A 23,085-nucleotide genomic window follows, 5' to 3' on the forward strand; every position below is an offset into this window, starting at 1 on the left:
GTTGCCTACACCTAGGTAACTCTTTTTACATTCTCTTTACATTTTACGCAAACCATCACTTTTTGATACCTAAAACAATGGTTTCATGGTATCATAGTCAGGACGGACATAAAAAAGAAAGGAGCGTTCATGTGTTATTAGATAATTTCCCACTGATTGCATCATTAGTTTCTATTTTAGTGGCACAGTTGGTAAAAATTCCTATTGCCTATTTTTCTAACAGCAATAGAGCTTCTTTAAAATTAGCCGTTTCAACCGGAGGAATGCCTAGTTCACACTCAGCGGCTGTTAGTTCTTTAATTACAGCTCTTGCTATTCAATACGGCATGGATTCTCCTTATGTGGCCATTGCGACGACTTTTGGCGTTATCATCATGTTTGATGCTATGGGTGTTCGTCGACAAAGTGGTGAACAAGGTATTGTGATTGAACGACTAACAGAAGAACTAGAAAACAAAAAAGTCATTGAAACATTAACATTTAAAGATCCTGATGACGACGATGACCTAGATTTACGTGAAATGATTATTACCAAATATCTAGGACATAAACCAACCGAAGTCTTTGCCGGACTTTTCACAGGCGTGCTTACTGCTATTATTTTAGATTTTTTTATTCATCATATTTAATTTTGGAGGAATTATGACAGAAATTTTTGACATTACCATTATTGGTGGAGGACCAATTGGTTTATTTACAGCTTTTTATGCACATTTGAGGCAAGCAAAAGTAAAAATCATCGAATCTTTACATCAACTAGGCGGTCAACCGATTATGCTTTATCCAGAAAAAACGATTTTAGACGTACCAGCCTATCCACGTTTAACTGGACAAACACTGTCTGAAAAATTATTGGAACAATTAAGTCCATTTGATACAACTGTTTGTTTAAATGAAACAGTGCTACATATTGAAAAAGAAAATGAACATTTTGTGTTAACGACAAATCAAGGTACACATTTCACCAAAACAGTGATTATTGCGATTGGAGCGGGTGCTTTTAAACCTCGTACGCTTGATTTAGAAGGTATTGATACATTTGAAAACATTCATTATCACGTTCAAAACATTGAACAATACAAAGATAAAGACGTTGTGGTACTTGGAGGTGGCGATTCAGCAGTCGATTGGTCGCTAGCCTTTGAACCTATCGCAAAATCAACACGGATCGTTCACAGACGTGATGAGTTTCGTGCTATGGAACACAGTGTTGAACAATTAAAGCAATCATCAATCAATATTCACACACCTCATCTTCCAACAAAATTGATAGGAAAAGATAAAAAATTATCGCACATCGAGCTAACAAAAGTAAAAACAGATGAAACAGTGACACTTCCTGTCGATCATCTATTTGTCAATTACGGATTTAGTACGTCTGTTGGTAATTTGAAAAATTGGGGCTTAGAATTGAAAAGAAATGCCATTATTGTAGATACAAAACAAGAAAGCTCTATTTCAGGTATTTTTGCCGTTGGAGATTGCTGCACGTATGAAGGTAAAGTCGATTTAATCGCCTCTGGATTTGGAGAAGCACCTACGGCTGTCAATAACGCGATGGTCTTTATCAATCCAAAAGCGCGTGTTCAACCAATGCATACAACAAGTTTATAATAAAAAACTCTATCTTAAACAGTGTTTACAGTAGAATAAAACAAGGTTGATACACATGTATCAGCCTTATTGCTATAATAGGAGGGCTAAATATGAATCACGAAACATGGACATACACATTACTCGACACACTAAACATCCCGTATGAACGCTTGGATCACGAACCAATTTCATCTGTTAAAGATACAGATATTGTGCTCCCAGGGCAACAAGTAAAAAATTTATGCTTGAAAACAAAAAAAGGAAAAGATTACTATCTTATTATTTTAAAAGATGAAAAAATCGCCGATTTAAAACAATTAGCCACATTACTAGGGAAAAATCGACTTTCTTTTGTGAATGAAGAAGAACTCGCCAATCTCCTACACGTCACACCCGGAACTGTCACACCATTTGGTTTACACTTTGATACCGAACAAAAAATCCAAGTAATTATTGATAAAGAGGTTGATCCAACATTAACGGTTGGTTTTCACCCTTTTATTAATACCACAACACTCAATATTGCATACAGTGACTTCTTACGATTTCTTGAGTATACAAATCATTCACCACTTATTATATCTTGCTAAATATAAGTCATGATAATCACAACCCCTATTTAAATAAGCAATAGGTTTAAACAAAGGAAGGTTTTTGTGATGATACAGCTCAACGTGAAAAGATTAGTCATAATGCTATATATTACTCTAAATCCCTTTATATAAAGCCCTGTTTTGATAAGTTTACCTTGTATCGTATTTTTCACAACCTCGTTGTTCAGTGATTTTTCTTTCTATAAAAACAACATGAAAAAACACTAAAATATGACGATAAACAAAAAAATCAAAAAGAGGAATTCTGACGTTTTAAAATATCAGAATTCCTCTTTTTTGTTAAATAGGACATTATTTGAAGATTTTTATTCTTCTGTGTCAAAAATAATGGTAACGGGACCGTCATTGATAAGCGATACTTTCATATCAGCACCAAATTGTCCTGTTTCAACCACAAGTCCATTTTTTCTCAACTCTTCATTAAATAACTCGTAAAATTGATTTGCTTTTTCTGGATTAGCTGCTTTTGTAAAACTTGGACGATTTCCCTTTTTTGTGCTTGCCAATAAAGTAAATTGTGAAATGGATAAAATACTTCCTTTTATATCCATAATACTTAAATTCATTTTATGCTGCTCATCTTCAAAAACACGTAATTGTGTAATTTTTCTAACTAAATACATAACATCATCTAACGTGTCTGTTTCTGCTACACCAACAAGCAAGACAAATCCATGTTCGATTTGACCGATAATGGCATTATCCACACGCACATGTGCTTGTTGACAACGTTGTACAACAACTTTCATTATAACCTCCTACTAATAACCTTCTATACAATCTCTTATGCAATCACCCGATGAACACGGTAAACATCTGTAATCATTTTAATTTTATCGACTAGTTTGTCCAGTTCAGAAATATCTTGAATACCCACTCGAATGGTAATTGTCACAATTTGATTGTCGTCTACTTTCGCATTGATACTTTGCATACGTTTCACAACACTGTTTACTGTATTCACAATATCCGTGAATAGTCCATTTCGATCATATGCCGTTACAACCAATTCTGTGTCATAATCTACGGTTTGTTTTGTCATGGAAGCATCCCACTCGACATCAATCAAACGATTACGTTCTTCACCAAACAACTGAACATTTGGGCAATCAGAACGGTGGACAGAAATACCGTGCCCTTTGGTAATATACCCGACAACCTTATCTCCCGGAACAGGACGACAACAACGACTAAGACGAATTAACAAATTATCTCCTCCGGCTACAATAATGCCATTTTCATCTCGAATTTTCATCGCCGTTTGTGTTTGTTCAGGTTCGGCAAAGATTTTCTTTTCTTCGATTTCTTGTTCACGCTGGCGTCGTTCTTTTTCCGTTAAGCGATTGGCAACCGTAAGAGGAGATAGTTCTCCAAACCCAATAGATGCGTAAATATCGTCATCACTCGACATATTCATTTTGTCCACAATATCGAGAATTTTTGATTTTGTCAAAAATTCTTTTGGATCAAATTCTAAATCTTGGATAGCTTTTTCAAGTAATGCCTTTCCTCGTTCAATGCTTACATCACGTTCTTGTAATTTAAAATAACGTTTAATTTTATTTTTAGCACGACTTGTAACAACAAAATTTAACCAGTCCGTTGACGGATTGGCATGATTACTCGTCCGAATGCCAACAATATCGCCATTTTTTAATTGAGTATCCAATCCTACATTACGTCCATTGACTGTAGCACCAACTGTTTTATTACCAAGTTCGGTATGGATACTATAAGCAAAATCAAGTGGTGTAGATCCTTTTGGTAACTCTGTCACATCGCCTTTTGGTGAAAATACATAAACTCTATCATAAAATAAATCAGTTTTTACACTTTCAACAAAATCACCCGCATTTTGTGAATCGTGTTGTAGTTCCAACATATCCCTAAACCAGTTGAAATGTTCTTGCAATGAATTGGATTGTACTTTTTGTGTCACACCCTCTTTATATGCCCAGTGTGCAGCTACCCCATTTTCTGCAATACGATGCATGTCAAAGGTACGAATTTGAATTTCAACAGGAGTACCTCCCGGCCCTAGTACTGTTGTATGGAGCGATTGATACATATTCGGTTTAGGCATCGCTATGTAATCTTTAAATCGCCCTGGTAAAGGTGTCCATTTTGTATGTACAGCACCCAATACAGCGTAACAGTCTTTTATATCTTCAACCAATACACGCACGGCAAGTAGGTCATAAATTTCACTAAATTCTTTTTTCTTGCCAACCATTTTTTTATAAATGGAATAAATATGTTTTGGTCGCCCAGTAATATCCGCTTGAATACTCATCTCCAAAATTGCTTTATGAATATCCACAATCGTATCATTGATTTGGCTTTCTCTTTCTTCACGACGGCTATTCATTAAACCAACAATTTCATAATATTTTTCTGCTTCTAAATAGCGTAAAGATAAGTCTTCTAGTTCCCATTTGATTTTACTCATCCCTAAACGGTGTGCCAAAGGTGCATAAATTTCCAATGTTTCTTCTGATTTTTGAGCTTGTTTTTCAGGCGTTTGGTACTCCATGGTTCTCATGTTGTGCAAACGGTCTGCTAATTTTACAATTATAACACGTAAATCATTTGCCATTGCCAACAACATTTTTCGATGATTCTCTGCTTTATTTTCTGCTTTTGATTGATATTCAACTTGTCCGATTTTCGTAACACCTTCAATTAAATCGGCAACTGTTTGAGAAAATTGTTCTACCATATCTTCATACGTGTAGTCTGTATCTTCTACAACATCATGTAAAAATCCTGTCGCAACCGTTGAAGGATCCATATGTAAATCCGCTAAAAGACCTGCGACTTGAATAGGATGTAAAATATAAGGCTCTCCAGATTTTCGTGTGACACCTTCATGTGCTTTTTCAGCAAAAGCATAGGCTTTCTTCACAAATGCCACATGGTCTTCATTCATATAAGAAGCACAAATATTAAAGACTTCTTGTGCTGTATAGTTTGTTTGCCTTGCCATAAAGATCTCCATTCTCAATTTTATAATCTATGTGCTATCATACTTGAAAAACATTGAATTATCAATGTTTTTCTAAAAAAATCTTTTATTTTTCAGATAAAAAAAGCCTTGTTTTAACAAGACTTCTCTTATCTGTGTAATTCTCCATATAATCGTGCAACAGGTCTTGCTAAAGTGACGTCATTTTCAGATTTTAGCATAATCAAACGTAATTGTTTCCATTTTTCTGCTAAAAAAGCGTCTAACAATACATGATGAACAATAATCGTGTATTCTAACTTCCCAACGCATTCAACAATCATTTTATTTAATAGGGATCCTTGATAATTCGTATTAACAAATGAGGGAATATACGTTTCGACAATTTCTTGTATTTCGAGTTCGTCGGACGTTTTATCTTCTTTTGTCATTAAATAAGAATTCATATCTATCATCACGTCAAGAATATCTGAACGATATGTTGCTAACATATTATAGCCTCCTTTTCGTTATTCATATTATACTCCTTACCTCTTTTTTTGTAAACGCTTAACAGTGATGTTGTAAAAAAGTATGAAACAACCTCTCCAGATTGTTTCATACTGACACATATATTCGTTTTTCTGATGTATAAAACACATGCACTATTCATACTAGCTTCGCAATCCTCTTCCTGTTTTGATTAAATACCAATTTACCGTATATAAAATCGCAATAATCAATATTAAAACACCTATCGACACAACAAATGGAACGTCCTCAACACCTAAAAAGCCGTATCGAAATCCGGAAATCATGTACACAATAGGGTTAAATGAGGATACGGTTTTCCAAAATGGAGGTAATGCTGCAATGGAATAGAACACACCACCTAAATAGGTTAAGGGCTGTAAGACGAAAGTCGACATAATGGACACATCGTCATAATTTCGAGCTAAAACGCCGTTTACTAAACCTCCTAACGAAAATAAAACAGCCGTCAATACTAAAACAAGAATAACAGCAAACCAGGAATGAACGTGTAGAGGAATAAAAAATAGCGACACCATTGTAACTAATGTACCGACAATCAGACTACGCCCTGTACCACCTGCAACAAATCCTAAAATAATCATAGACGCGGGTACGGGTGCAACTAAAATTTCCTCAATATTTCTTTGAAATTTTTGAGAAAAGAAAGACGATGATACATTTGAATAAGCACTTGTAATACTAGACATCATAATTAAACCAGGGACAATAAATGCCATATAAGAAAAACCACCCATATCCCCTACACGTGAGCCAACCATTTGCCCAAAGACAATAAAATACAGGGATGTTGTAATCACAGACGGTAAAAGTGTCTGAATCCAAATTCTTAAATAACGATTGGTTTCTTTTGTGGCAATACTTTTAAAAGCAATCCAATATAGATATAACAAATTTTGCTTCATTGACTTTCCTCCGTTAAGCGTAAAAATAGTTCTTCTAAACGATTTGATTTATTTCTCATGGATACCACTTGAATACCTTGTGCATTCAGTTGCTCAAACACACCATTGATACCTTGATTTCTTTCGACTTCAACAACCAATGTTTGCTCGTCTTGCATACGATAACCATAACCATCTAAATAACATGCAGGTTGATTTGGTGCTAAATCAAAAATAAATGTTTCATATTGTAATTTAGACAATAAATCTTTCATACTCGTATTTTCAATCAATTTCCCAGATTGAATAATGCCAATATTTCGGCATAGCATCTCTGCCTCTTCTAAATAATGTGTTGTTAAAATAATCGTTGTCCCATTATCATTTAACTCTTTTAAAAACGTCCACATCTCACGTCTTAATTCAATATCTACTCCTGCTGTTGGCTCATCTAAAATCAATAATTTAGGCTCATGCATCAACGCACGCGCAATCATCAATCGACGTTTCATTCCTCCCGACAACATTCTGGCACGTGTATGACGTTTTTCCCATAAATTCGATTGCTTCAAATATTTTTCACTACGTTTTAACGCTTCTTGTCGAGGTACACCATAATAACCTGCTTGATTGACGACAATTTGCTCTACTGTTTCAAACTGACTAAAATTAAACTCTTGTGGCACAATCCCAATGTGTTGCTTTACTTGAACAAGTTGCGTATCTAAATCATACCCAAAAACAGACACACTACCCGACGTTTTATTTACCAATGACGTCACAATACCAATCGTCGTTGACTTTCCTGCTCCATTCGGTCCTAATAACGCATAAAAATCGCCTTCTTCAACACGTAAATCAATACCTTTTAATGCTTCTGTACCAGACGCATAGACTTTTTTTAATCCTTTTATATCTAGTGCATAGACCATTTCTACACCCTCCTATCCGTTTCTATCTTCCCAAACAAAAAGGTTCACTATATACTGCTAAAACAGTGTCATAGTTGAACCATATGGTTGGTAATCTTTCATTAAAGTATAGCATAGTCTATAGCTATATTCAAATAATGCTACCCCATACCTTAAATAACGTCTACTATTTCGGCACGCTACATACATTCTAAACAATATCTTTCTCAAAAAAATAACCGCTATATTTTGTTGAGCAACTTTAAAAAATGGGGCTGGATAAAATCAGAAATTCTAACAAATTTAAGATAAAAATATTGTTGTTAAAATTTATGAATTTTCTACTCAGACCCACTAAAAGATAAAATCAACGAACATAAAGAATCACTACGATAATATCAAAGAATCGCTTGTCATAAATTCCCCACTTCTTTGGTGGAAGAGTTCCATCAACTGTGGTACAGTTAAATGTTTCTTCTCTTCTCCAGCTATGTCCACAACAACACGTCCACTTTGTAACATAATCAAACGATTTCCATAGCGAATAGCATTTTCCATATTATGTGTAATCATAATAGTAGTGAGATGATGTTGTGTGACTATTTTCTCTGTTAAAGCCATAACCATTTCACTCGTTTTAGGATCTAAGGCTGCTGTATGTTCATCTAAAAGGAGCAATTTCGGACTAGCTAAAGATGCCATCAACAATGTTAATGCTTGTCTTTGTCCACCCGATAAAAATTCCACACTTGTTTTTAAGCGATTTTCTAATCCTAAATCGAGCTCTTTTAATACCTCTTGATAAAAGGTTCTATTTTTTTCTTTAACACCCCACGACAAGCCTCTTGATTGCCCACGTTTCATCGCGATAGCTAAATTTTGCTCAATCGTCATACGACTTGCTGTTCCCATTTTTGTATCTTGAAACACACGGCTTATTTTTTTTGAACGTTTTCTAACAGGTTGCGTTGTAATATCTGTATCTTCTAAAACAATCTGTCCCATATCCGCTTGTAAAACACCTGCAATCACATTCATTAAGGTTGATTTTCCAGCACCATTACCTCCAATAACTGAAATAAAATCTCCCTCCATAACATCTAGTGAAAGACCTTTTAATACATGATTTTCATTGATTGTCCCCAGTTCAAAGGTTTTGTGCACATTTTTTAATGATAATATTGTACGCATCATGCTTTCTCCTTACTTATTCTTGGTTTGATTTTTAATGCTTTTTGCACTTCAGGCACATACAAAATAACTGCCAATAAAATAGCCGATACAAGTTTCACCATTTGTGTATCCATACCTGGTATTTCTAATACAAAAACGATAATTAAACGGTACACAATAGACCCTAGAATGACAGAAGCGAATCGCCAACCTAAACTCAAATTTTTAATCATGACTTCTGCAATAATAATCGATGCCAAACCAATCACAATAGTTCCAACACCCATATTCAAATCAGCAAATCCATTATTTTGTGTTAAAAGTGCACCTGATAAAGCAATCAATCCATTACTAAGCATATAGCCTAAAATTTTCATAGCAGATACATTGATACCATTCGCTTCACTCATTGGCACATTATCTCCTGTCGCTAAAAAACCGAATCCAATTTCGGTTTTCATAAATAATGTGACGAAAGTAGACATAACCCCTACAAAAATCAATCCAATGACAATCACTGCAAAAGACTTATCTAATCCCAAAGATTGTACTTGAGTGACTAATGTTTCTTGTTTCAACAATGCGACATTCGCTTTTCCTAAAATTTTCAAATTGATTGTATACAATCCCGTCAAGGTAATAATCCCCGTTAACAGCGCAGGAATTTTCATTTTTGTATGAATAAAACCAGAAATAGCACCTGCTATCATACCTCCTAACATACCTAAACAAGTTGCTAATAATGGATGCCCTCCATTAACTAACACACTTGCACAAATCGCTGCACCAAGAGGAAAACTTCCCTCTGCTGTTAAATCCGCAATATCTAATAATCGGTATGTAATATAGACACCAATCGCCATAACAGACCATAACAGACCTTGCGATATACTTGATACAATCATATCCATTTTATATTCCTCCTAATTTTTTAAAAGTATCGATGTGTCAATCCCCAACACTTTCGCTATCTCCTCATTAACATAAAGATTGACGACTTCCGGATACTCTACTGCCATTGTTTCTATTTTTTCACCTTTTAATAAACGAATAGCCATTTTAGCTGTTTGTCGTCCTAAAAATTCATAATCTGTACCATAGGTAAACAAACCGCCCTCTTTCACCATATCTATGGACCCTCCAATAATAGGCACCTTATACTTCGTAGATAAATCACCTAGTAACGTCATCGTACTAGCAATCAAATTATCTGTAGGTACCATGATGACCTCTACTTCTTTCATCAAACGACTGGCTGTATCTTGTATATCATGGCTATTCGTAACACCTTTAACAACAACTTCAATCTGTTCCTTGTTTAATAATTGCGTTAATTCCTCCACTTGAATGTGTGAATTTTGTTCACTCGTATGATATAAAACTCCCACTTTTTGAATAGTTGGATATAAAACCTTCATCAACATCACTTGTTTATCCAACGGCACTCTATCACTTGTCCCACTCAACAAGCCAGACGGATTTTCCAAAGATGTTACTAACTCAGCAGATACCGGATCTGTTACTGCCGTAAATAGAACCGGTACTTTTTCAGAAACCATTGCCAATGTCTGTGCAGACGGTGTTGCAATCGCTAAAATAAAATCACTATCTCTAACAAGCTGCTCAGCCATCGTTTGCAACTGTTGCTGTTCACCCTGTGCATTTTGTACCGTTAGCACAACCTCTTCGCCATTTTTATATCCTTGTTGTGCTAATTCTTCCTCAAATCCTTTACGTGCTGCTGTCAAAGAATTATGCTCTACATATTGTAAAACCCCTATTCGTACAGCAGACTTACTTGTTTTTTGTGACATATTACATGCTCCTAAAGTCACCATAACCAATAAAACAACTATCCATTTTTTACACATCATACTATCTCTCCTATGTCTATTTTTAAACGTAGGAAAAAGAAATATAGTTTACTCGATACCTAATGCTTTTTCTAATTGGACAATATCTAAACCTAGTGAAGCTGCCATTTCTTTGTTTATTTTAATTGACGGATTTTGTGGTTGTTGAACAGGAACTTCGCTTACTTTTTTACCTTTTAAAATTTCTACGGCTTGTTTTCCTGCTTGCTTACCAATTTCTTTGTAATCTACACCATACGTCACAAGCATCCCTTTTAAAACAGCTTCATCACCACCAAGAGCTGGTATTTTTTTCTCCATTAAAACATCTTTAATGGTTGAAATCGTTGATGCAACTGTTGTATCTGTTGGGAAGTAAATAGCATCCACATGACTTGCAAGTGATGTTAATACTTGTTGTACATCATTTGTATTCGTTACAGTCATTTCAACAGCTTCAATTCCTTTACTTGCTAAAAACTGTTTTGCTGCATTTGCTTGAGATTCTGAATTCACTTCACTAGAGTTATAAAAAATACCAACTTTTTTAGCATTCGGAACAACTGATAATAATTTCTCAACTTGTTTATCAACTGGTGTTAAATCGGTTGTCCCCGTCGCATTCCCATCTGGTTTTTCCACATCACTCACAAGCCCTGCTGATACAGGATCTGTCACTGCTGTAAATACGGTCGGTGTTTTAGCATCTACATTCACAAGTCCTTGTGCAGCCGGTGTTGCAATCGCAAAATGAATATTTTGCTTACCAGCTATTTTCTCACTCATACTTTGCAATTGACTTTGATCTCCCATCGCATTTTGTAATGTCACCGTCAAATTATCACCTTCTTTATAACCGGCTTCACGCAATGACTCTAAAAATCCTTCACGTGCACTTGTTAGAGCATCGTGTTCTGCAAATTGTAAAATACCAATTTTTACATGTTCCGTTTCTTTAACAGATGTAGATGACTGTTGACTACAACCTACCAATAATAAACTTAGTCCCATAAGTGCTGTTGCACCTATTTTTTTTACATTCCATTTTTTATTTTTCAATTGTTCCTGACTAAATCGAGTTTTTTCCATTATTTCTCACTCCTATATTTTGTATTATTTTTTGATTAAACATGAAAAACCGTTTAGAAAATCTAAACGGTTCATCTATATCTAAATGTCTATCACATAAAAAGATGATTGATGTACTACCGCTTAGAATCTTCATCTATGCGGATAAACACATATCAAACTGCCTTAGCCCCATAGATACAAACTTTTATTGTTTGTATCCATTGACTGAACACAAACATTATCTAAAGTAGCTAAAGTAATAACGATTTGTACGGTTCATTTGCTGTTTGATATTGCTAGTCATCTACAATCTCCCTTTCATGTATTTTTAATCTTGGGATTACTATATCCTAATTTTTTTGAAAAGTCAAGTAGAAAAATAATTATTTTTTGAATGAGCAAATGCTTGTTACCATATTTCACAAAAAACTTGGTATATATATCAATCTTCATTTTTTTAATTTAGTAAACATCAAATAGACTAAAACGTTAAAAAATAGTGGTTTTTTATGGCAAAACTCTTGTTCAACATAATGGAGGGGGGTATAATACAAATAGATTTGTCTAAAAGGGAGAATGCTATCCACAAAACAATACTATAACGGATTTTGTGTACGCTAACATACTCCAAATAGTAAACTACGAATAAAATGATTGAATAGCATTCATTAGGAAGGACATTAAAAATGGGACTGAAACATTTTTTACATAAAATAAATCAAACACTACTCATTACAACGCTTGCTGCAAGCAGCTTACTTTCACCATTGATAATTTTAGCAGAAGAAAATCCCTCAGCAACAGAAAACCATATAACATCTACCTATGAAGATGAGTGTAAAGTTGGAAGAAACGTCAACAAAACTTTTACTGATGTTAAAATTGAACATAAAAAGTGGGACGGTGAAAAAGTAGATGGTATTCCAAAAGGCTACTCAGATTCGAATGATAAAATTTGGGAGATAAATGACGAACAAACGATTCATACTTTTTTTGACGGAACATTAAAAAACGAAAATCTTTCACTAAAAAAAGGAGATTTTTTCACAGTTCAATTACCTCCTGAAACGCGTTTTGAAGATTTACTTCAACAAGATCTCGCTCGAGCAAAAGATATTTACACAAAAGATAACGATAACGCATTAGTCGCAACAGCCCACTATGATTCAACAACGAATATCATTACTTATATTTTTACAGACTATGTTGAAACTCACAAAGATATTCAAATTCATACAGAATATGTTGAAACACTGAACCAAGACAAACTTCGTGGAAACCAAGACTATACATTTACAGGAAACTATGTAGGTCATGAGTCTTCTTATAGATACTACTTAGACAACTGGTCCGAAAATGATGTTACCCGTTTTAAGAGTGTCAACTCGCAAAATCCCTCAGAAGTTGTCGTTAAACTAACAGAAGTCAATCCTATAAACAAGATGTTTAAAACGGTGATGAATGCAAAAGTTTCTGGTACTGGCAGCAAATTAACATTTACTTATGATCAAGATTCGAGAGTGTCACGAAATGCCGATACACATTTAACTATCTATGCTGTTCCAGAAAACGAAATACTCGACGGAAGTTTCCGCTCTCATAATAATACATGGGAAGATGTGACTCATACTTTTACTAGAACAGAAAACGGGAAAAATCTTGAATACACTACCCAAAATAACACGCATACAAAATATGTTGTTGTCGCAAGCGGGAATTATAATCCAGAATTTGGTATTTGGGTTCAATTGATCACTACTTATACAGATACCATTTCAGGACAAACGAAATCCTCAGGAATTGTAGCCTACATGTCAAAAGAACCTACTCAAGAGTGGGCAAAAGCCATTGAAAGTGGTGATTTAATACCAGTAGAAAGATGCGTTCCTCATAAAGATTTAAAAATCAAAAAAATTGACAGTATTGATAAAAACAAAGGTCTAGCAGGGGCCAAATTTATAGTGCGTAACGAGGCAGGAATTGAATACCCTGTCACAACAGATGATAAAGGTGAAGCCACTGTTTCCAATCTTAAATTAGGTAAATACACTATCACAGAAACAGAAGCTCCTAGCGGATATATTCTTGACAAAGAACCAAAAACAGTTGTTCTTGATGACACAACTCCAGCGATTGTACCTTACCAAGTTGAAAACATTGGAAAACGTAGTGTTAAAATAACAAAGGTCGATGCAGACGATAATACAAAATTGTTAGCAGATGTTGTCTTTGTCTTGAAACAAGGAAATGTTGAAGTAAAAGAAGTAAGAACAGACAAAAATGGAGTAGCACTTTTTGAAGATATTCCATATGGTGACTACACGCTTGCTGAAAAATCAACCATTACGGGATACGACTTAAATCAAGAAACACGTCAAGTAAGCATTACTGAACCAGGTGAACCACTTGACCTTGGTATATTTACGAATCATAAAACAATAATACCAACATTTGTTACACTTGAAGCAGAAAAAATGCTAATTGAAAAACAATTAGAAGCAGAACAATTTAAATTTGTACTCAAAGGTAACGGCATTGAACAAAAAATAGCTACCAATGATAAATCAGGTCATATTACATTCCCAAAATTGACATTTAACAAAGAGGGAACTTATACGTATACAATTACCGAAGAAAATGACGGTCAGACTAACATCACTTACGATATAAATGAAGTAAAAGTTCTTATCACAGTCACGAAAGATAAAAATAGTCAACTTGTTGCTAAAGTAATGTATGATAACTCGGATAAATTACCAACTTTTACCAATAAGTATACTTATCCTATACCGCCAAGTACCACTCGAGTAACGAGTACAACTTCTACTCCTAATCCATCAAAAATACCAAATACAAAAACTCTTCCGCATACAGGTGAATCAACAGTAATGTGGATAGAAATACTTGGAATAACAATAATTATTTTAACTGGCTTTGTTTATAAAAGAAAAAACATAAAATAATGGTTCTATCATAAATCGTATTGGTGGGAATAATCCATCAACAATCTGCTAAAAAACTCTCGTATTCAGTAAAAGCTGAATACGAGAGTTTTTTTATTGTTCATTTTTCCTATAAAGAACATACCCCATAAGCATAGACAATATACCTATGCCTGCAACAAACATTGATACTGATGTATCTGTACCTGTTTTAGGCAATGATTGATTTGTTGCATTCATTTCATGGTTATTTGAAGATGTTGTTTCTTTATCAGATTCTGGTGTCGAAGGTTCATCTGATTTATCTGGTATTCTCACATAAACATAAGTGTTCGTAATCACATAGTCTTCAATTTCAGTTTTATAACCTTTAACCTCTTCTTCTGAAACAGAATAAACAATTTCTTGTCCGTTTTCATATTTCGGTAAATCTTTAAACGTATATGACCATTCATTAACTTTTTCTTCAGTTTCTGGTGCTTTTACCACTTGAGTATCAATGACTTTATCTCCACGTTTCAAATTTATCGTAATAGATTCTGGACGTTTATTAAACACATTATCGTAGTCTTTCCACACTTTTTTACCAATAACATCAATTGTTTCTGGTATATGAGTATTTGTAATAGTGATTTCACCATCTACGCTTGTTTCATATGTTGCTTCATAATCTTTAACCGGTACTTCTCGGACAGAATAGGCAATTTCTTGTCCGTTTTCATATACTGGTAGTTCTTTAAATTGATATCCCCATTCTGAAGCAGTTGTATTATCTTCAGGAGCTTTAACAATTTGTTTTTGAACAACTTTGTCGCCATTCATCAACTCAAGCGTAATAGATTCTGGACGTTTACCATCTTGGTTGTTTGCATCGTCCCATACTTTTTTACCTTGAATATCTTTCACTTCAGGAGTATGGGTATTCGTAATGACATACTTAGTGATATCCGTTGCATATCCATCAACACTTACTTCCTCGACTGTATAGACAATTTCTTGTCCTGCTTTATATTTTGGTTGATTTTGGAATGTGAATGACCATTCATTTGGTGTGTCAGACTGTCTTATGACTTGTTCTGATACAAGTGTTCCATCTGCTAACAAGCGTACCGTGATTGTTTCTGGACGTTTTCCGTCTTGGTTGTTTGCATCATTCCATACTTTTTTACCTACAATATCAATCATTTCTGGCTTGTGTGTATTCGTAATCGTATATCCATTGACGAATTTTGTATAAATATCTCCTGACAATTCTTCATCAACCGTATACTCAACTTTTGTGCTTTTTTCGTAAAGAGGTAATTCTTCAAACGTGTACTGCCATGTATTATCGTCTGTTTGATTTGCAATAGTTAATTCTTTTCTTATAACTTCAGTAGACTTACCATCTATTTTTTTAGATAGAACAACTGTCACAGTTTCTGGACGTTTTCCGTCTTGATTATTTGAATCTTCCCATGTTTTCGTTACAGTCACTGATGTTTTCTTAGATGCATATGTAAATGTTACAACACTAGCTGTTTCTACGTACTCACCTTTCGGTTGACCTTCTGTCTTAATTAACTCATAACCTTCAACATCTGTTCTTGGAGAAAACTCATACGTCTTACCAATAATATCTGTTTTTGTTTCCGTAGAATTTTTCTCTTCATTGCCAATAAATACATGATTTACTGTTACTGTTGATCTCTTAGGAATGACTAATCCTGCATTTACTACTTTGACTTTTTGTGTTGGAGAGAGAGTAAAACTATTTTCGGCTCTATCATTAATATCCGTACCAATAATATTATCTGTACTTGGAACCAGAGTAGCAACGGTTTCTTCATCTTCTAAAGTAACCTTCACTTTATAATTACCTCTTAACTCAACAACATCCTCAAATGTATACTGTCCATTGGAATTTGTTTTTGTTGCAGCAATTTCTTTTTCTGTACCATCTTGAGAAACACTATATAATGTTACTTTACGTTCAGGCACAAGAGTATCACCGCCATTGTAAATACCATCTTTATTGACATCATCAAAAATCGTTCCTCTGACAGTGTATTCATTAAATAATAGAATAGCTCTTTTAGACTCAACAGCTGATGTTATATCGTTACCATAATAATATGCTGCTGTATTTACCGCTTTTTGTTTGTCGGTCACTGATACTGTGCTTGGTACTGCCACATCAAATGTTAGCGAATCAGTGTTGCCACTATTTAACATGTAGCCTTGCTTCATCACAGCTTTAAACATCGTTACTTTTGAAAAATCGCTCACTTGATCAGCACTAAGCCAAGTACTTCTTGCATTTTCTGATAGTGTCTGTTTTGGTGTATCTGTTGAATAATACACATCATAATTTTCAGTTGCGACAATCGGCCCATTCAATGTCACTGGAAATTCAGTTTCACGGGGGAGGTAGTCACCATCTTGATTGGCAACCGTTTGTAAATCATCTAGCTTTGGTAAAACATCAATAATCGAGATGTTAGACACCGGATTATCGAGCACATTGATTAACGACACTTTATAATTGGCTGTACCCGTTCCATCAACATTCGCACCACTTGTATACTGCGTTTCTTCTGGTAATTTTACTGTTTTTGTAATAATCAATTCTTTAGGTGGTGCAAATGAAAACTTATTTGTCGCCTTAACGATTTTATCGTCTGTCTTACCATTGTCATTTGTGTCTAATTCATCAGGATTTGATCCTAAATACCAAGCTTCTTCACCATTTCTTTCATTATTCGTCCACGACAGATAAGTTTCAATCGAGTTTGATCCTTCAGCTAACTCACGCGTAGCCTTGAAGATTGGCCCCATATACATATATAACGTTTCATCTTTTTCAGTTTGAGTCAATGTCACCGGAAAAATATAAGCTGTTTTCCCCGTGTTTTTATAATTGTAAATGATATCATAATTTTCTGTATCAACTTTTAATCGCTCATCATCAAACACTGAAAATTCTTGAAATTCTAAACCTTCTGGTACTAAAAAAATAACTTTCCCTTGTTCCATCATATTAGATTGAATCGTACGATTTTGCGCAATTTTAAATCGTGTTAGCGGACGGACCGTATCTCCTACAAGAGCAGCTGTAGAACGTGAGGTACCATTTATTAATAAAATATTTTCAAACACAGATATATTAGCACTATTCCCAACTAAATAAATTTTATTTTTTTCATCTGTTATAGGTGAATTTCCATTTCCAACTGAAGAGGTTGAACTGAATTTATTTATAACCGGATAAGGATCTGTACTTCCTTTTTCTAAACGTTCTCTCAAGGTTGTTTTAACTAATTCATGTCCTGCTTTTGTTAGCTGTGTCTGATACTGCAAGTGAATTTGTGTCTGTCTATAATAAGGGATACTCACTTCTTTATCAAAGACTAATTTAACTGTTTTATATTCTTTAACAGGTATTTCTTGAAACGGTATTGTTGAATATTTTGCCCCGACATAATTCCTAAACGCATCATTTCCAGTTGCTTCTGTGGGTTTAATATTTGTTGCGATAACTTCTTCTGTCCCATCTGGTAAAATACCAATCAATTTATTTGCAGATAAAGCTGCAATCGTACTCTCGTCGTAGTGGTCTTTATAATGCAGAACATATTTATAACCTTTAAATGCTAGTATATTTTCATGTGGCGAATCTTCAATAGATTTAAAGACTACTCTCAAATTAGAACTATCTTGGCCGTCAAGTTGATCTTTAAATCCCCATGCAATATCCCATTCGAATGTTTGGAAATTATCTTCATCAAAAACTCGAACATCTTTATCACCAGTAGCAATTTTTCTATCAAGTGCCTGCTTTTGAATAATACCTGCAGAATTTGTTGCAATATATTGATGGGTACGATCAGTTGAATTGACTTGTCTTCCATCATCTACAACCACACCCTTTTCATTGACAAATTGCCGCGTAACATTGTAGACAACCTTGTCTCCGATTGTAAAATCATTAGAATATTTAAAATCAACATGTTTATATTCATCTTTGCTTATTGTAGGTACAATCATTGAAACGGTTTTTGTTTCACTATTATAGGTCCACTCCCTATTATTTGGTAAGGTTGGATCGAAAATGACATGTTCTGGTACAGATATCTCTATTTTTGTGGATCGACTATCACCTAAAGTTTTACTGTAGAAATCACCCGACACACTAACCCTCATTGTATCAATATAATCAGAACTTAATTTTGTATGAGTCTCATCGGTATCTTTATCAAATACATCAAACAAGCCAGAAGAAGGGTACTTTTCCCCTGCAATAAATACATAATATACCCGAGTATTTGCTTCTAGTGTTACAGAACTATCCTCAGATAGTAATACATTATTTTTACTATACAATTCCGTTTTTATTGTAGACTTTTCACCTTTGTACCAAGCACGATTTGTTAAGATTGCATTAAATGGTACCGAAATTGATGCCCCTGCAGCAAGTAACGTATAATTCAAACGAATAATATAGTGTGTTTCATTTTCAGTAATCTCTACACTAGATAATCCTTCTGCTGTTGAAACATTTTCAGAATTAGGTTGATTAAATTTTGTCTTATCTAAATAGACAAGTGAATATGGACTATCCGTTGTTTCACTGGATCCCGTTGCAGACACATATACTGTTGCTGTAGAACCTGTATCAAACTTAGTTTGATCATCTAATGTATATAATCTTGTTGAAACAGATGCAATATTAGGCACCTCTTCTGCAAAAACACGCACTGTTTGCATCACTGTAGCAAACAATAATGTTATACACAACAAGACGTTTATTATTTTTTTCATAATGACTCCTTTAGTCCAAACAAAGAAAGATACTTTATCAACAAGTATCTTCTTTGTTTGTGACTAGCTTAATTTTTTTTAGATTTTCTAATCATAACACTAGAACCTAAAATAGATAATGCTCCTGCAAGAGTTGCAAATACTGACATTGTTTCCCCTGTGCGTGGCAATGTTTTTTCTGGTGATTTTGCTACTGGTGTAACTTGATCACTTGTTTCTTCACCTTTAGCTACTTCTAATGGTTTTGTGCTTGGTGGGAAAACAGGTGCTGGACTTGGTGGAAACACTGGTTTTGGAAGTGATGGGGAAACTGGTTCTGGTTCTCCAACTGTATATAATTTTTCAGCATTGAAAATATATCCGAATTGTACTTCATCTGTACCTGTTTCATCTGTTTTAGTTGTTTTTGTAAATAAAACTCTAATTCCTGTATTACCATGCTGGTTAATAGACTCAATACGATCTCCTAAGCCCATTTCTGTTAAATATGCTGTAATACGTTTTGAGAATAAAGCAACTTCTTCTTCTGTAAATCTATCATTATTTTCTCTTGCCGAGTTGTAAAATAAAGTGCAAAAGCAAAATAGTGTTATAAAAACAAAAAAAGACAGATAATTAACTTACTAAGATTCACCACAAAATTAGAAAGGTCATTATCATGTCTAAAACAAATTATAACACAAAAAAACAATATAAACAGCTATCATTGGTTGAACGTACAAAAATTGAAACGTTATTAAACGAAAAAAAGCCAATACGATATATCGCTGAACGACTCGGAAGAAATGTATCCACAATTTATAGAGAAATTAAACGAGGAAGCGTTAATCAAATTGTTAATCGAAATGGTATCCAACGTGACGAATTAAAATATTACGCTGAAACAAGCCATTACATCTATAAAGCTAAGCAACAAAATAAATATCATCATGATTTAACTGAAAAATTTAGTCAACAATTTTTCAAAGACTTACAACAGGTAGTTACTGAAAAATATAGAACCCATAGTATTGATACCTTTGTACATTGGTATCGGCAAAATCATCCTAATGAAAAAGTCCCTTGTACGAAAACGGTTTATACGTTTGTTCATCAAGGTATTATCCCTATCAAACCAATTGATTTACCCAAAATGGTAAGCATTAGAAAACGACCGAAAAAAGAGAACACCAAAACATACAAGAAAAATATGGGTACATCTATCGAAAATCGACCAGACGTAGCGAATAATCGTACAGAATTTGGACATTGGGAAATTGATTTAGTCTTATTTAAGAAGACAAAAAATGAAGCACTATTATTAACGTTAGTAGAACGACAAACACGTTATACAATTATACGTAAAATGAATGATAAAACAGCACAATGTGTCTTACGGACATTAAAGAATATTTTTAAACAATATAGGAAATCAACCTTCAAGAGTATTACATCTGATAATGGGTCAGAATTCGCCTCGTTATCTGAATTAGAATCGACATATTTAAGCATTTACTATGCACACCCTTATTCATCTTATGAGCGTGGTACTAACGAAAATCATAACGGACAGATACGGGAGTTTTTACCTAAGGGTAAATCTATCAATACCGTTAAAAAGTCAACTATTCGTAAAATAGAATCCTGCTTAAATCAGAAAATACGGCGTAAATTAGGTTATCGTACACCTGCAGAGTTATTTTTATTGCGGGTAGATTAATAGTTTAATAAAAACAGGTTTCCCGTCAAGGCACACTTTGTTTTTCGCCTTGACTAGAAAACCTTTGTTTTTATTGTTTGGTTATTAACCCCGCAAAAGAGAAAGTAATTATCTGTTTTTTTGCACTTTACTTTACAATTGGAGATTATTTTCTCTTGCTAATTTCTCTAAAGGTTTTGCTTTTAATGCTTGATCGACTTTATATTGCAATTGTTCAGAAACATCAACAGTTCTTGTTAATACTTCACCCTCAGCATTGACTAATTTAAATTCTAATGTTTGATTTTCATTTACCACATCAAATTTATTTTTTCTATAATTTGGATCTTGAATGTTTAATCCATAGGCATACTTGTTAGCTCTAGCTGCCTGTAAATTATATTCTTTACCATCATAAGTCGCTGTGGCTGTACCGTCAGCAGGTCCTGCAAAACTTGCTGTTGATAAAAATTCATTTGTTATTTGAATATTTGTACGTTGAATAGCATTAATATCAATGACTGATTGAACACTTAGTACTACATTCACTCGGTAATGATCTAATTCTGGATATTTTCCTGTAAGATCAATATCTTTCGTTACAATAAATTGTTTCAAATTAGGTAAATATTTAACATTATCAGCTGTAATTTCAAGACCATGTTCGTTAAATCGTTTTACAATTTTCTCAATAACAGCATTTTGTTCGTCGGTTGTTAATGCATCTGGATCTGCTACTCTCGTTTTATCAATCGGGTATTTAGTCACTCTCATTAACACTGTTGCTGGTTGAGGTAAATTATATGTTTTCTTAACACCATCTTTTGTAAATACAACTTTCAATGGATTGTAGCTTACATCTTTACCAAAACGTTGATCTAAAGTATATGTTGATGTTCCATCTCCATTTGCTTTTTCTTTTAATTGATACAATGGTTCAGAATCATCGGATTGATCATATTCAACCTCCACTGTACTTTCAGATTCTCCAATAACTGTTACTTTTAATTGAGTTGGAGTCATTTCTGAATTGATAGTTCTTTTAAAATCTGCTGCATATGCAACTGGTGATACTTCATTCCCTTGTACAATAGATGGTGCATGTAACAATGCAAAGCCAACCATTATAGAGCCTAATCCATAAGCTGTTTTTCTAACAAGGTATTTTACACTTTCTTTCTTAAACATTATATAGCTACTCTCTAATAAATATATAAAGGAAAAGTTCTTATGATAACTATATGCATAAGTAAATCCTTAGGCTAAGTATACAAGTGCGACCTATAAAAAGCAACACTTTTTTGAAAATACTATTTTTTAAGCCATTTTAACGATTTGTCATACCGATTCTCCACTAAAGTATAACTTTGTTCAATCAATAATAAGATGGTTTCATCAGATAAACATTCATCCAAACAAATACTATACCAATGTGTTTTATTCATATGGTAGGCAGGAAAAAAGGAAATATTATCAATTCGCTGGGCTAGAGCATCAGGCATTATCTTTACATTGACAATATCGACTGTCCCATTTTTATTCAAATCCAATTTAGAAGCATCAATTGTCATCACTAACGCAAACCACTTATTTGTAAAGGGTGTTTTAAATGCTGCATATAATGGATACTTTTTAAAAGGAAAAGTAGGTTCTATATTATACTTCTTTTTAATAAGTGTCATCACACGTAGTACTTGTGTTTCAGTTCTATCAAAACAATATTCGGTAACTTCTGATAAAATAAGCTGGCAAGCTTCTTGAACAGTTGTTACAAAGGTTCCTACCGCTCTAGATTGATAAATAGGTAAAAATATCTCCTGCGTATCCCTATCATAAACAAACATACGGCTGCTTCCGTTTTTCAAAATATCCACTCGCAACAAAAATGAATCTTCTAACATTAAAAACTCTTTTGTGTAATATTCTCCCCTGTCTAGAAAGCCATACTCTATCAATTTTCCTTTATTGTATCGTTTCCCTTTAAAGAAATCATCTAGTACTATCATCATATCTCCCTCATGTAAACAAAACACCAGAAAAATACATCTTTTATGTATTTCTCTGGCA

16 protein-coding genes and 1 pseudogene are annotated in these 23,085 nt (G+C 34.0%); 5 read left to right on the forward strand and 12 right to left on the reverse strand.

The window, feature by feature from the left end:
- The first annotated feature begins 77 nt into the window (after window positions 1–77).
- The 3 genes from H1220_08670 (at window position 78) to H1220_08680 (ending at window position 2,186) form a co-directional block, all read left to right on the forward strand.
- A complete protein-coding gene (locus H1220_08670; protein ID QMI85747.1) occupies window positions 78–629 on the forward strand; it encodes a divergent PAP2 family protein in 552 nt (183 codons plus the stop codon).
- 13 nt (window positions 630–642) lie between these two features.
- Window positions 643–1,614 (forward strand): NAD(P)/FAD-dependent oxidoreductase, encoded by a 972-nt coding sequence (locus tag H1220_08675; GenBank protein QMI85748.1) that lies wholly within the window; start codon window positions 643–645, stop codon window positions 1,612–1,614.
- 92 nt (window positions 1,615–1,706) lie between these two features.
- Window positions 1,707–2,186, forward strand: a complete 480-nt coding sequence (locus H1220_08680) for a prolyl-tRNA synthetase associated domain-containing protein (protein ID QMI85749.1) — start codon at window positions 1,707–1,709, stop codon at window positions 2,184–2,186.
- 329 nt (window positions 2,187–2,515) lie between these two features.
- Here the strand turns inward: H1220_08680 and H1220_08685 are convergent, their stop codons facing one another.
- The 8 genes and pseudogenes from H1220_08685 to H1220_08720 form a co-directional block, all read right to left on the reverse strand.
- Entirely contained in the window at window positions 2,516–2,959 is a 444-nt protein-coding gene (locus tag H1220_08685) for a D-tyrosyl-tRNA(Tyr) deacylase (GenBank protein QMI85750.1), read from the reverse strand.
- A gap of 35 nt (window positions 2,960–2,994) precedes the next feature.
- A complete protein-coding gene (locus H1220_08690) occupies window positions 2,995–5,196 on the reverse strand; it encodes a bifunctional (p)ppGpp synthetase/guanosine-3',5'-bis(diphosphate) 3'-pyrophosphohydrolase (GenBank protein QMI85751.1) in 2,202 nt (733 codons plus the stop codon).
- A 128-nt stretch (window positions 5,197–5,324) separates the two neighbouring features.
- Complete coding sequence (locus H1220_08695) at window positions 5,325–5,666, reverse strand: hypothetical protein (protein QMI85752.1); 342 nt, start codon at window positions 5,664–5,666, stop codon at window positions 5,325–5,327.
- Window positions 5,667–5,828: 162 nt separating this feature from the next.
- Complete coding sequence (locus H1220_08700) at window positions 5,829–6,599, reverse strand: ABC transporter permease (GenBank protein QMI86698.1); 771 nt, start codon at window positions 6,597–6,599, stop codon at window positions 5,829–5,831.
- 8 nt (window positions 6,600–6,607) lie between these two features.
- On the reverse strand, window positions 6,608–7,522 hold the full coding sequence (locus H1220_08705; protein QMI85753.1) for an ABC transporter ATP-binding protein: 915 nt from the start codon (window positions 7,520–7,522) through the stop codon (window positions 6,608–6,610).
- A 366-nt stretch (window positions 7,523–7,888) separates the two neighbouring features.
- Complete coding sequence (locus tag H1220_08710; protein QMI85754.1) at window positions 7,889–8,692, reverse strand: ATP-binding cassette domain-containing protein; 804 nt, start codon at window positions 8,690–8,692, stop codon at window positions 7,889–7,891.
- A pseudogene (locus H1220_08715) lies at window positions 8,692–10,545 on the reverse strand (ABC transporter permease). The gene H1220_08710 and the pseudogene H1220_08715 overlap by 1 nt, the downstream one beginning before the upstream one ends.
- A gap of 51 nt (window positions 10,546–10,596) precedes the next feature.
- Window positions 10,597–11,616: an ABC transporter substrate-binding protein gene (locus H1220_08720; protein ID QMI85755.1), complete on the reverse strand. Its 1,020-nt coding sequence runs from the start codon at window positions 11,614–11,616 to the stop codon at window positions 10,597–10,599.
- A gap of 668 nt (window positions 11,617–12,284) precedes the next feature.
- Here H1220_08720 and H1220_08725 point away from each other — a divergent pair.
- A complete protein-coding gene (locus tag H1220_08725; protein ID QMI85756.1) occupies window positions 12,285–14,561 on the forward strand; it encodes an LPXTG cell wall anchor domain-containing protein in 2,277 nt (758 codons plus the stop codon).
- Between the two features lie 93 nt (window positions 14,562–14,654).
- Here the strand turns inward: H1220_08725 and H1220_08730 are convergent, their stop codons facing one another.
- Together H1220_08730 and H1220_08735 are read right to left on the reverse strand one after the other, a co-directional pair.
- Complete coding sequence (locus tag H1220_08730) at window positions 14,655–19,340, reverse strand: Cna B-type domain-containing protein (GenBank protein ID QMI85757.1); 4,686 nt, start codon at window positions 19,338–19,340, stop codon at window positions 14,655–14,657.
- Window positions 19,341–19,408: 68 nt separating this feature from the next.
- The gene (locus tag H1220_08735; GenBank protein ID QMI85758.1) at window positions 19,409–19,816 is read right to left on the reverse strand and encodes an LPXTG cell wall anchor domain-containing protein; all 408 of its coding nucleotides are present in this window, start codon (window positions 19,814–19,816) and stop codon (window positions 19,409–19,411) included.
- 182 nt (window positions 19,817–19,998) lie between these two features.
- On the opposite strand from H1220_08735, the gene H1220_08740 reads away from it, so the two are divergent.
- Window positions 19,999–21,039 carry an IS30 family transposase gene (locus H1220_08740; GenBank protein QMI85759.1) on the forward strand — a complete coding sequence of 347 codons (1,041 nt, stop codon included), beginning with the start codon at window positions 19,999–20,001 and terminating at the stop codon, window positions 21,037–21,039.
- 132 nt (window positions 21,040–21,171) lie between these two features.
- On the opposite strand, the gene H1220_08745 is transcribed toward H1220_08740, so the two are convergent.
- Both H1220_08745 and H1220_08750 read right to left on the reverse strand, forming a co-directional pair.
- Entirely contained in the window at window positions 21,172–22,206 is a 1,035-nt protein-coding gene (locus H1220_08745; protein ID QMI85760.1) for a hypothetical protein, read from the reverse strand.
- A gap of 122 nt (window positions 22,207–22,328) precedes the next feature.
- Entirely contained in the window at window positions 22,329–23,027 is a 699-nt protein-coding gene (locus H1220_08750) for an MmcQ/YjbR family DNA-binding protein (GenBank protein QMI85761.1), read from the reverse strand.
- Window positions 23,028–23,085: the final 58 nt, after the last annotated feature.

The organism is Carnobacteriaceae bacterium zg-84, assembly GCA_013874835.1.
Classification (GTDB): Bacteria; Bacillota; Bacilli; order Lactobacillales; family Aerococcaceae; genus WM01.

Excerpts from the sequence above, each read along its gene's own strand:
- H1220_08735 (QMI85758.1), bottom strand. The coding sequence starts at position 19,816 with ATGGGCTTAGGAGATCGTATTGAGTCTATTAACCAGCATGGTAATACA.
- H1220_08730 (QMI85757.1), bottom strand. The coding sequence starts at position 19,340 with ATGAAAAAAATAATAAACGTCTTGTTGTGTATAACATTATTGTTTGCT.
- H1220_08685 (QMI85750.1), bottom strand. The coding sequence starts at position 2,959 with ATGAAAGTTGTTGTACAACGTTGTCAACAAGCACATGTGCGTGTGGAT.
- H1220_08695 (QMI85752.1), bottom strand. The coding sequence starts at position 5,666 with ATGTTAGCAACATATCGTTCAGATATTCTTGACGTGATGATAGATATG.
- H1220_08705 (QMI85753.1), bottom strand. The coding sequence starts at position 7,522 with ATGGTCTATGCACTAGATATAAAAGGATTAAAAAAAGTCTATGCGTCT.
- H1220_08675 (QMI85748.1), top strand. The coding sequence starts at position 643 with ATGACAGAAATTTTTGACATTACCATTATTGGTGGAGGACCAATTGGT.
- H1220_08720 (QMI85755.1), bottom strand. The coding sequence starts at position 11,616 with ATGGAAAAAACTCGATTTAGTCAGGAACAATTGAAAAATAAAAAATGG.
- H1220_08740 (QMI85759.1), top strand. The coding sequence starts at position 19,999 with ATGTCTAAAACAAATTATAACACAAAAAAACAATATAAACAGCTATCA.
- H1220_08750 (QMI85761.1), bottom strand. The coding sequence starts at position 23,027 with ATGATGATAGTACTAGATGATTTCTTTAAAGGGAAACGATACAATAAA.
- H1220_08710 (QMI85754.1), bottom strand. The coding sequence starts at position 8,692 with ATGCGTACAATATTATCATTAAAAAATGTGCACAAAACCTTTGAACTG.
- H1220_08725 (QMI85756.1), top strand. The coding sequence starts at position 12,285 with ATGGGACTGAAACATTTTTTACATAAAATAAATCAAACACTACTCATT.
- H1220_08680 (QMI85749.1), top strand. The coding sequence starts at position 1,707 with ATGAATCACGAAACATGGACATACACATTACTCGACACACTAAACATC.
- H1220_08745 (QMI85760.1), bottom strand. The coding sequence starts at position 22,206 with ATGTTTAAGAAAGAAAGTGTAAAATACCTTGTTAGAAAAACAGCTTAT.
- H1220_08670 (QMI85747.1), top strand. The coding sequence starts at position 78 with ATGGTTTCATGGTATCATAGTCAGGACGGACATAAAAAAGAAAGGAGC.
- H1220_08690 (QMI85751.1), bottom strand. The coding sequence starts at position 5,196 with ATGGCAAGGCAAACAAACTATACAGCACAAGAAGTCTTTAATATTTGT.